Consider the following 11,522-nt stretch of genomic DNA (forward strand, 5'->3'; position numbering starts at 1 on the left):
GGCAACTCGGCACGATACGGAACCACACTGGTATGTGGCACACACCTATTCGGGGTATGAGAACAAGGTGAAGGCTGATATTGAGAAGACGGTGGCCAATCGTCATCTGCAAGATCAGATCCTCGAGGTTATGGTCCCCATGCAGGATGTCGTAGAAGTGAAGAACGGCGTCCGCAAGACTGTCTCCAAGAAGATTTTTCCCGGCTATGTTCTGATCAACATGTATATGAATGACGATACCTGGTATGTCGTACGCAACACCAGAGGCGCGACCGGCTTTGTCGGCCCCGGATCCGATCCTGTCCCTCTGACTGAGAGAGAAATGAGCAAGATGGGAATTCATACCGAAAATATTGAGGTCGACTTCGGCGTTGGCGATACGGTCAGCGTGATCGGAGGCGCCTGGAAGGATACGGTCGGTGTCGTTCAGGCGATGAACCCCAATAAACAGAGTCTCACCATTAACGTTGAGCTCTTTGGCCGTGAGACGCCGGTTGAAATCAGTTTCACGGACGTTCAGAAAATGAATTAAGGAGGCATTTCCAAAATGGCAAAGAAAATTGAAGGATATATCAAGCTTCAGATCCCCGCGGGCAAGGCAACCCCTGCCCCCCCCGTAGGACCCGCGCTTGGTCAGCACGGAGTGAACATTGTAGAGTTCACCAAGCAGTTCAACGCGAAGACAGCGAACATGGGTGATACCATCGTCCCCGTTGTTATCACTGTCTACACTGACAGAAGCTTCTCATTTATCACCAAGACCCCTCCGGCTGCGGTCATGATCAAGAAGGCCTGCGGAATCGCGAAGGCGTCCGGCGAGCCCAACAAGAACAAGGTCGCCAAGATCACCAGGGCACAGGTTCAGGAGATCGCTGAGACCAAGATGCCCGATCTGAACGCTGCGGATATTGAGGCCGCAATGTCTATGATCGCGGGTACCGCGCGCAGTATGGGAATTGAGATTGTTGACTGACCCCGTTTGGTTCGCGGCTAAGTCGCGGGTCATAAGAGGCCGGAGGGCAGTTTTATAACCAGGGGATGACGGCAGATTGAAGGAAAGCGGTTTGCTGTCTTTACAAGAGAATTTGTGGGAGGGGATCTTCTCCCGCTACTACCACAGGAGGTAATCATGAAGAGAGGTAAGAGATATCAGGAGGCCGTCAAGAGCTACGATAAGACGGTAGAGCTTGATAAGGCGGAGGCGATCAGCCAGGTTAAGAAGAACGCGACTGCCAAGTTCGATGAGACCATTGAAGTTCACATCCGCACCGGTTGTGACGGTCGTCACGCGGAGCAGCAGATCCGTGGAGCGGTTGTACTCCCCCACGGTACCGGCAAGACCGTTCGCGTCCTGGTATTTGCCAAGGGTGACAAGGCTGAGGAAGCGACAGCCGCAGGAGCTGATTTCGTTGGAGCTGAGGACCTGCTCCCCAGGATCCAGAACGAGGGATGGCTCGATTTCGACGTTGTTGTAGCTACCCCGGACATGATGGGCGTTGTAGGACGTCTCGGCCGTGTCCTCGGACCAAAGGGTTTAATGCCAAACCCCAAGGCCGGAACCGTTACGATGGATGTCACCAAGGCAGTCAACGACATCAAGGCAGGTAAGATCGAGTACCGCCTTGACAAGGCCAATATTATTCACGTGCCGATCGGGAAGGCTTCCTTCACCGATGAGCAGTTAGCGGACAACTTCCAGAGCTTAATGGACGCAATCGTCAAGGCAAGACCCTCAAGCCTGAAGGGTCAGTATCTGAAGAGTGTGACTCTTGCGCCTACCATGGGGGCCGGCGTCAAGGTAAACACGACACAGTTTGCCTGAGGATTGACACCATATACAATTCCAGTTATAATGCGTAAGCATCTTTACCGAAGACAGCAGGTGCCGCAAGGCGTAACGTAGATCGACCTGCCGAGGAGGACGACGAACACAGCCTGTCTGTGATACGTAGGATCATCTGCCTCACTGTCTTAGGACGGTGAGGTTTTTCGGTTTATGTCGCAAATTGAAATCTAATAAGGAGGAAACCAATACATGGCAAAAGTAGAGTTAAAACAGCCGATCGTTCAGGAAATCGCCGACAGCATTCAGGACGCAGCTTCTGTTGTTGTGGTTGATTACCGTGGCTTGACGGTCGCTGAAGATACTGAGCTGCGTAAGGACCTGAGAGAAGCGGGCGTTTCTTACAAGGTCTACAAGAACACCATGGTCAGATTCGCGATCAAGGATACTGATTTCGCGGGCCTGGCAGATGTTCTCGAGGGACCCAACGCAATCGCGATCTCCAGGGACGACGCAACCGCCGCCGCGCGCGTACTTGCCAACTTCGCCAAGAAGGCTCCCAAGCTTGAGCTGAAGGCCGGCGTTGTCGAGGGCAAGTTCTACGACGCGGAGGAGATTCAGGCAATCGCGTCCGTACCTTCAAGAGACGAGCTCATTTCCAGATTGCTGGGCAGCTTCCAGGCTCCTGTCACCAACCTGGCCCGTGTTCTCAATCAGATCGCGGAGAAGGGCGGCGAGGCAGTTGCCGAAGAGCCTGCTGAGGCAGCAGCCGAGACTCCTGCAGAAGAGCCCGTTCAGGCAGCAGCCGAAGCTCCCGCAGAAGAGCCCGCTCAGGCAGCAGCCGAGGCTCCCGCAGAAGAGCCCGTTCAGGCAGCAGCGGAGACCCCTGCAGAGTAATTGCGCGTTGATGCGTGCGCTTTGAATCAGAAAATACTGTGATCATCAATATTTATGGAGGAAATAAAAATGGCTAAGTTAACGACGGAAGAGTTTATCGAGGCGATCAAGGAGCTTTCTGTGCTCGAGCTTAACGATCTTGTTAAGGCTTGCGAGGAAGAGTTCGGTGTATCCGCAGCAGCTGGCGTTGTTGTCGCAGCTGGCGGCGCTGCCGGCGCGGCCGCTGAGGAGAAGACAGAGTTCGATGTAGAGCTGACTTCTATCGGCGTCAATAAGATCAAGGTCATCAAGGTTGTCCGTGATGCTCTGGGTCTTGGTCTCAAGGAGGCTAAGGAGGCTGTTGAGGCAGCTCCCAAGGTGCTCAAGGAGGGCGTTTCCAAGGAAGAGGCTGAGGAGCTCAAGACGAAGTTCGAGGCTGAGGGCGCTACGGTTACCCTTAAGTAAGAGGCTTCACTTCTATCATTTGATACAGAGGACGGAGCAGATGTCTGCCAGAGATCCTGTTCCTATGCAGAGAAAGGGCTGCAGTTCACCGCGTGTGGGCTGCGGCTTTTTTGATGGAAGGGAGTACCGTTTTTCTGGTTGCTTTTCTGATGCTTCTCTCTGATTTACTTGCTCGCTTCTCAGGTCAAAAATTGATGTGCTGAAAATCTGGCCGAAAAACCGCCGAAAAACTGGTTGAAAATTGTCGGTTGACAGGCCTTGATAAGCCGTAGTAGTATGTAGGTTGCACTATTGTGGCGCAATAGGCATATTGCGCCCTTTTACAGGAACCTATCACAGCAGCTTCCTGCAGCTTTTTGCGGCCTTCTTTGGCCTTCTGCGGGATGCGAAGATTGAACGAGAGGTGAAACGTCAATGGAGAAGAACAGAGTACATCTGGTGAAATCCGGCAAGGGAGTCCGCATGAGCTATAAGCGCTCCAAGGAAGTTCTCGAGATGCCCAATTTCATTGCAGTTCAGAGAGACTCTTACAAGTGGTTTCTCGATGAGGGCATGAAGGAGGCATTCGATGATATCTCCCCCATCTCGGATTTTAGCGGCCATTTGAGCTTGGAGTTCGTGGGTTTCCGCCTGTGTACCGATGAGATCAAATACACCATTCCGGAATGCAAGGCCAGGGACACCACATACTCTGCTCCTCTTAAGGTAAAGGTTCGCCTCTATAATAAGGAGACCGACGAGATCAACGAACATGAGATCTTCATGGGGGATCTTCCTCTGATGACGGAGACAGGTACCTTTGTCATCAACGGCGCGGAGCGCGTCATTGTATCTCAGCTGGTCCGCTCGCCTGGTATCTACTACGGAATTGACCATGACAAAATCGGCAAGGAGCTCTTTACCGCGACTGTCATTCCCAATCGCGGAGCCTGGCTGGAGTATGAGACGGATTCCAACGACGTCTTCTATGTTCGCGTTGACCGCACCCGCAAGGTTCCGATCACGGTTCTGATTCGAGCTCTGGGACTGGGCAGCAACCAGGAGATCATCGAGATGTTCGGTGAGGAGCCTAAGATTCTGGCCTCTTTTGAGAAAGACACTTCCATTACGGAACAGGCGCCCCAGGGCTCTTACGAGGGAGGCCTTCTGGAGCTCTACAAGAAAATCCGCCCCGGTGAGCCTCTGACGGTCGAGTCCGCGGAGAGTCTGATCAGCGGGATGTTCTTTGATCCCAGACGCTATGATCTGGCCAAGGTCGGCCGTTACAAGTTTAATAAGAAGCTGGCCCTGCGCAAGCGGATCAATAAGCAGATCCTGGCGGAAGATGTGGTGGATCAGTCAACCGGTGAGATCCTGGCTTCTGCCGGCAGCAGGGTTGACCAGGAGCTGGCGGATCGAATCCAGAATGCCGGCGTTCCCTTCGTTTGGATTCAGACAGAGACCCGCAATGTGAAGGTCCTGTCCAACCTCATGGTCGATATCAGTGCGCATGTGGATATCGACGACCCCAGGGCCTATGGAATCAATGAGAAGGTCTATTATCCTGTCCTGGAGCAGCTAATGCGGGAAAATCCCAACAGGGAGGATCTTCTGGAGGCGATCCGGCGCGATGCGCATGACCTGATTCCGAGACATATTACAAGAGACGATATCTTTGCCTCGATCAACTACAACATGCATCTGGAATATGGACTCGGCAATGACGACGACATCGATCATCTGGGCAATCGCCGTATCCGCGCGGTCGGAGAGCTCCTCCAGAACCAGTATCGGATCGGTCTGTCACGCATGGAGCGCGTGGTCCGTGAGCGCATGTCAACCCAGGATGTCGAGACGATCAGCCCGCAGAGCCTGATCAACATTAAGCCCGTGACGGCAGCGGTCAAGGAGTTCTTCGGCTCCTCACAGCTGTCGCAGTTCATGGATCAGAACAATCCTCTGGGCGAGCTGACCCATAAGCGGCGCCTGTCTGCCCTTGGCCCCGGCGGACTCTCAAGAGACCGCGCCGGATTCGAGGTTCGAGACGTGCACTACACCCACTATGGCCGTATGTGCCCGGTCGAGACTCCTGAGGGACCCAATATCGGTCTGATCAATTCGCTGGCTTCCTATGCCCGCATCAATGAGTACGGATTTATCGAGGCGCCTTACCGTGTGATCGACAAATCCGACGCGGACAATCCGCGTGTCACCGAAGAGGTTGTCTACATGGCGGCCGATGAGGAGGATAATTACCACGTGGCCCAGGCGAATGAGCCCCTGGACGCGGACGGGCATTTTGTCCACAAGCAGGTATCCGGCCGTTTCCGCGATGAGACCCAGACTTATGACCGGGGAGCCTTTGACTATATGGACGTTTCTCCCCGTATGGTATTCTCTGTCGCGACGGCTCTGATCCCCTTCCTTCAGAACGACGACGCGAACCGCGCCCTCATGGGATCCAACATGCAGCGGCAGGCAGTGCCTCTTCTGACGACAGAGGCTCCGGTTGTTGGCACCGGCATGGAGCCAAAGACGGCAGTCGATTCCGGGGTCTGTGTTTTGGCCCGAGCGGCGGGAACCGTTGAGGCGGCCGAGTCCAATCGCATTATTATCAAGACGGATGACGGTGGAAGAGATGAGTATCTTTTGACCAAGTTTGAACGGTCAAACCAGTCCAACTGCTATAATCAGCGGCCTATCGTCTTCAAGGGCGACCGTGTCGAGGCCGGCGAGGTAATCGCTGACGGGCCCTCCACATCGCGGGGAGAGCTGGCTCTCGGCAAGAACCCCCTGATCGGTTTCATGACCTGGGAGGGGTATAATTACGAGGACGCGGTTCTTCTGTCAGAGAACCTGGTCGAGAACGATGTCTACACATCCATCCATATCGAGGAATATGAGACGGAATCCCGTGACACGAAGCTGGGACCGGAAGAGATTACCAGAGATGTTCCCGGCGTCGGAGATGAGGCCCTCAAGGATCTGGATGAGAACGGTATCATTCGCATCGGCGCGGAAGTTCGCTCCGGTGATATTCTGGTGGGAAAGGTTACCCCCAAGGGAGAGACAGAGCTGACGGCGGAAGAGAAGCTGCTTCGCGCTATTTTCGGAGAGAAGGCAAGAGAGGTGAGAGATACCTCTCTGAAGGTTCCGCATGGTGAGTACGGGATTGTTGTAGACGCCAAGATCTTTACAAGGGAGAATGGCGACGAGCTGAATCCCGGCGTCAACAAGGCGGTCCGTATTTACATCGCGCAGAAGCGCAAGATCGGCCCCGGCGATAAGATGGCCGGACGACATGGAAATAAGGGTGTCGTATCCCGCGTTCTCCCTGTCGAGGATATGCCCTTCCTTCCCAACGGCCGTCCCCTGGACATCGTCTTGAATCCCCTTGGCGTGCCCTCGCGTATGAATATCGGACAGGTCCTGGAGATCCATCTGAGCCTGGCCGCCAAGGCCCTTGGCCTCAATATTGAAACGCCTGTCTTCGACGGCGCGAGCGAGCGCGAGATCGGAGATACGCTGGAAATGGCCAATGACTATGTCAATGAGCCCTGGGAGGACTTCAAGAATAAGTACCAGGAGATCCTGGATCAGAAGACCATGGATTATCTCTCTGAGAACCGCGACCACAGAGTTCTGTGGAAGGGAGTTCCCATCTCCAGGGACGGCAAGGTTCAGCTGCGTGACGGTCGCACCGGTCAGCCCTTTGACGGACCCACGACCATCGGACACATGCACTATCTGAAGCTGCATCACCTGGTCGACGACAAGATTCACGCGCGTTCTACCGGCCCCTACTCCCTGGTAACCCAGCAGCCCCTGGGCGGCAAGGCCCAGTTCGGCGGTCAGAGATTCGGAGAGATGGAGGTCTGGGCCCTGGAGGCCTATGGAGCGGCCCATACGCTGCAGGAGATTCTGACCGTCAAGTCGGATGATGTTGTCGGCCGCGTTAAGACCTACGAGGCTATCATCAAGGGAGAGAACATTCCCGATCCGGGAACGCCGGAGTCTTTCAAGGTTATGCTCAAGGAACTGCAGGCTCTGGCGCTCGACGTCAATGTTCTTGATGACGGCGGCAGAGAAGTGAAGCTGATGGAGTCGACGGAGTACGGCAATACCAATATCAATGCTCTTATCTCCCGGGAGGAGCGCAATGCCAAAAACAGGGAGAAGGCAGAGGCTTTGGGATCTGCTGAGAATGCCGACGCGGACAGCGACGAGATCAGGGCCTTAATCGACGGCTCTGATGACACGCGCTACGCAGCCTTCGAGAATGTTGAGAACTTCGGTCGGCACGGCTTCACCAAGCAGGAGTTTGACGCGGAGAGCGAGGAATTGGTAGATTCCGAGGATCAGGATACGGACGGAGACATCCAGGATGCCGAGGAGGACTTCGGCGACGAAGATTGATCAGAAGGGAGATCCATAAATGCCTGAAGATATGAAGAAATCCACGAACAAAGCGGCGGAATTCAGTGCGATTAAGATTGGACTGGCTTCTCCCGAGAAGATTCGTCAGTGGTCCCGCGGCGAGGTGAAGAAGCCGGAGACCATCAACTACAGAACGCTCAAGCCGGAGAAGGACGGACTCTTCTGCGAGAAGATCTTTGGACCGACCAAGGACTGGGAGTGTCACTGCGGCAAATACAAGAAGATCCGCTATAAGGGAGTGATCTGCGACCGCTGCGGCGTTGAGGTCACCAAGGCCTCTGTCCGCCGTGAGCGCATGGGACATATTGAGCTGGCCGCCCCGGTATCGCATATCTGGTACTTTAAGGGGATTCCCTCACGCATGGGGCTGATGCTGGATCTGTCGCCCAGAACCTTGGAGCGCGTCCTCTATTTCGCGAATTACATCGTGCTGGATCCCGCTGATTCCAACCTCTCCTATAAGCAGGTTCTGACTGAGAATGAGTATGCCGAGGCGCGGGAGAAGTATGGCGAGGGATTCAAGGTCGGCATGGGAGCAGAGGCGATTCAGGAGCTTCTGTCTGAGGTCGATCTGGCCAAGGAGTCTGAGAACCTGTCCGCGGAGCTGGAGAATGCCTCTGGCCAGAAGAGAGCGCACACCTTAAAGAGGCTTGAGTGCGTGAATGCCTTCTTAGAGTCCGGCAATGATCCCACCTGGATGATTCTGAACGTCGTTCCCGTGATCCCACCGGATCTGCGCCCTATGGTTCAACTGGACGGCGGTCGTTTCGCAACCTCCGATCTGAATGATCTTTACCGGAGAATCATCAACCGCAATAATCGTCTGCGTCGTCTGCTTGAGCTGGGAGCTCCGGATATTATCGTCCGCAATGAGAAGCGGATGCTGCAGGAGGCGGTAGACGCTCTGATCGATAACGGCAGAAGGGGAAGACCTGTGACAGGACCCGGAAACAGGGCTCTGAAGTCTCTGTCTGACATGCTCAAGGGCAAGTCCGGCCGCTTCCGCCAGAACCTCCTGGGCAAGCGTGTGGACTACTCCGGCCGTTCCGTTATTGTAGTCGGACCCGAATTAAAGATCTACCAGTGCGGCGTTCCCAAGGAGATGGCGCTGGAGCTCTTCAAGCCCTTTGTCATGAAGGTTCTGGTTCAGAGAGGCTCCGCGAGCAATATCAAGGCGGCCAAGAAGATGGTCGAGCAGCAGCAGGATGAGGTTTGGGATGTTCTGGAGGATGTCATCCGCAATCATCCCGTGATGCTGAACCGCGCGCCTACCCTCCATCGTCTCGGAATCCAGGCCTTTGAGCCCATTCTGGTTGAGGGCAAGGCGATCAAGCTGCATCCTCTGGTATGTACTGCCTTCAATGCCGACTTCGATGGGGACCAGATGGCGATTCATCTGCCTCTGACGGAGGAAGCACAGGCGGAGTGCCGTTTTATGCTGCTCTCTCCCAATAACCTTCTGAAGCCGTCAGACGGCGGACCCGTGGCCGTTCCCTCACAGGATATGGTTCTGGGTATTTACTATCTGACCCAGGAGCGCGAGGGAGAGCCCGGCCAGGGCAAGCATTTCGCGAGCGTCAACGAGGCGCTTTTGGCCTTTGAGAACAAGGTCATCAACTACCATTCCAGAATCTGGGTTCGCCGCACGGTTGACCTGCCCGATGGGAGAAAGCACACCGGCGAGATTGAGACCACGCTGGGACGCCTGGTCTTCAACGAGATTCTTCCGCAGGATCTGGGATTCGTCGATCGAAAGAGCGACGACGACTACCTGCAGCTGGAAGTTGATTTCATGGTCGGCAAGAAACAGCTGAAGAAAATCCTGGAGAAGGTCATCAATACCCATGGGGCGACAAGGACGGCCGAAGTTCTTGACTCCATCAAGGCGATGGGCTACAGGTACTCCACACTGGCAGGAATGACGGTATCCGTCTCCGATATGACCATCCCGGACGAGAAGCCCGCCATGATCGAGGAGGCAGAGGAGACAGTCGCGAAGATCACCCGCAACTACAAGCGCGGTCTGATCACAGATGAAGAGCGCTATAAGGAAGTGATCCAGACCTGGACGCAGACGGATAAACAGCTGACAGACGCCCTGCTGGACGATCTGGATCAGTACAATAACATCTTTATGATGGCTGATTCCGGAGCCCGTGGCTCAAATCAGCAGATCAAGCAGCTGGCCGGCATGCGCGGTCTGATGGCCGATACGTCAGGACGGGCCATTGAGCTGCCCATCAAGTCCAACTTCCGTGAGGGCCTTGATGTCTTAGAGTACTTCATCTCAGCCCACGGCGCCCGCAAGGGTCTGTCGGATACCGCTCTGCGTACCGCGGATTCAGGATATCTGACCAGACGTCTGGTGGATGTATCTCAGGAGATGATTGTCCGTGAGGCCGACTGCAACGCGGGCCATGATCGCGAGATCCCCGGCATGTACGTGTCCGCCTTCATGGACGGCAAAGAGGAGATTGAGAGCCTCGAAGACCGTATTACCGGTCGCTTCTCCGTCAATGAGATCCGCGACCTTGACGGCAATATCATCGTTAAGGCCAACCACATGATCACGCCGCGCCGCGCTCACGCAATCTGCGAGAACGGTGTCGACGAGGATGGCAAGCCGATTGCCGGCAATGTCAAGGCCAGAATCAAGATCCGTACCATTCTGTCCTGCCGCACGCATCACGGGGTCTGCGCGAAGTGCTACGGAGCCAATATGGCGACCGGGCAGGCCGTTCAGGTCGGCGAGGCCATCGGGATCATCGCGGCTCAGTCCATCGGGGAGCCCGGTACGCAGCTGACGATGAGAACCTTCCATACCGGCGGTGTGGCCGGCGGTGATATCACCCAGGGTCTTCCCCGTGTCGAGGAGATCTTTGAGGCCCGTAAGCCCAAGGGTGTCGCCATTGTCACGGAGATCGCAGGTACCGCGACCATGCGGGAGGATAAGAAGAAGCGCGAGATCATCATCTCCAATCGCAAGACAGGAGAGGAGAAGGCCTATCTGATCCCCTATGGCTCCCGTATCAAAGTCCTGGACGGCGATGAAGTGGAGGCCGGCGATCCTCTGACCGAGGGCTCTGTCAACCCCCACGACATTATTAAGATCAAGGGTGTAAAGTCACTGCAGGAATACATGCTCCAGGAAGTGCAGCGAGTATACCGTCTGCAGGGCGTAGACATCAATGACAAGCACATCGAGGTGATCGTCCGCCAGATGCTCAAGAAGATCACGGTTGAGGATCCCGGTCAGTCTAATTTCCTGCCCGGCGAGCGTGTTGACCGCCTGGATTTTGTCGATACCAATGAAGAACTTGAGAATGAGGGCAAGGAGCTTGCCGTCGGTGAACAGGAGCTCCTCGGCATCACCAAGGCCGCTTTGGCAACGGATTCCTGGCTGTCCGCGGCTTCCTTCCAGGAGACGACCAGGGTTCTTACAGACGCGGCGACCAAGGGCAAGGTTGACAGCCTGCGCGGACTCAAGGAGAACGTTATCATCGGCAAGCTGATTCCTGCCGGAACCGGCATGAAGATCTACTCGGATGTTCCCATGAACAGCGACTATATGACAGACGAGCTTTCGGATGAGACTTCTGATGAGGAAAATGGCGATCTGCTCGGGGCCAGCGCTGAGTAAATCGCGTTGAGAACTTTCTTGTCGAGCGCCGGGCGAAATGATCTTTTCATGGCTGCATAAGCCCTGAGCCACGGCGCGTGGAATAGGAATTTTACGCGTGGAATGGGAATTTTATAAGAGAAAATGAGCCCGGGGGCAGCGGAGAAAGAGAAAACATTTCTCCGCTGCCCATTTCTGTGACAAATAGAACTTTTTAATCTGGTTTTCGGTATATGGCTGTCAATCCGATTTCGCCCGAATTTCACATGTGGCTGTCAATCCGATTTCGCCCGAATTTCACATGTGGCTGTCAATCCGATTTCGCCCGAATTTCACATGTGACTGTCAACCCAGTTTTTGTGT

General features: G+C 54.9%; 7 protein-coding genes and 1 other annotated feature. All 7 genes read left to right on the forward strand.

Going from position 1 to position 11,522, the window contains the following annotated elements:
- The first annotated feature begins 34 nt into the window (after positions 1-34).
- The 7 genes from nusG to rpoC all read left to right on the forward strand — a co-directional run bounded on the left by nusG (position 35) and on the right by rpoC (position 11,180).
- Positions 35-532, forward strand: a complete 498-nt coding sequence (nusG, locus tag HMPREF1508_RS09480; protein WP_006907229.1) for a transcription termination/antitermination protein NusG — start codon at positions 35-37, stop codon at positions 530-532.
- A gap of 15 nt (positions 533-547) precedes the next feature.
- The gene (gene rplK / locus HMPREF1508_RS09485; protein WP_006907230.1) at positions 548-973 is read left to right on the forward strand and encodes a 50S ribosomal protein L11; all 426 of its coding nucleotides are present in this window, start codon (positions 548-550) and stop codon (positions 971-973) included.
- Positions 974-1,129: 156 nt separating this feature from the next.
- A complete protein-coding gene (rplA, locus tag HMPREF1508_RS09490; RefSeq protein ID WP_044961458.1) occupies positions 1,130-1,822 on the forward strand; it encodes a 50S ribosomal protein L1 in 693 nt (230 codons plus the stop codon).
- A 29-nt stretch (positions 1,823-1,851) separates the two neighbouring features.
- Positions 1,852-2,000: a sequence feature (ribosomal protein L10 leader region), on the forward strand.
- Positions 2,001-2,035: 35 nt separating this feature from the next.
- Positions 2,036-2,680: a 50S ribosomal protein L10 gene (gene rplJ, locus HMPREF1508_RS09495; protein WP_044961459.1), complete on the forward strand. Its 645-nt coding sequence runs from the start codon at positions 2,036-2,038 to the stop codon at positions 2,678-2,680.
- A 69-nt stretch (positions 2,681-2,749) separates the two neighbouring features.
- Positions 2,750-3,124 (forward strand): 50S ribosomal protein L7/L12, encoded by a 375-nt coding sequence (gene rplL, locus HMPREF1508_RS09500; RefSeq protein ID WP_044961460.1) that lies wholly within the window; start codon positions 2,750-2,752, stop codon positions 3,122-3,124.
- 414 nt (positions 3,125-3,538) lie between these two features.
- Positions 3,539-7,519, forward strand: a complete 3,981-nt coding sequence (gene rpoB, locus HMPREF1508_RS09505; RefSeq protein WP_044961461.1) for a DNA-directed RNA polymerase subunit beta — start codon at positions 3,539-3,541, stop codon at positions 7,517-7,519.
- Positions 7,520-7,538: 19 nt separating this feature from the next.
- On the forward strand, positions 7,539-11,180 hold the full coding sequence (gene rpoC / locus HMPREF1508_RS09510) for a DNA-directed RNA polymerase subunit beta' (RefSeq protein ID WP_044961463.1): 3,642 nt from the start codon (positions 7,539-7,541) through the stop codon (positions 11,178-11,180).
- Positions 11,181-11,522 lie beyond the last annotated feature (342 nt).

Origin of the sequence: Shuttleworthella sp. MSX8B, assembly GCF_000524295.1 — a bacterium.
In the GTDB taxonomy this organism is placed as follows: Bacteria; Bacillota; Clostridia; order Lachnospirales; family Lachnospiraceae; genus Shuttleworthia; species Shuttleworthia satelles.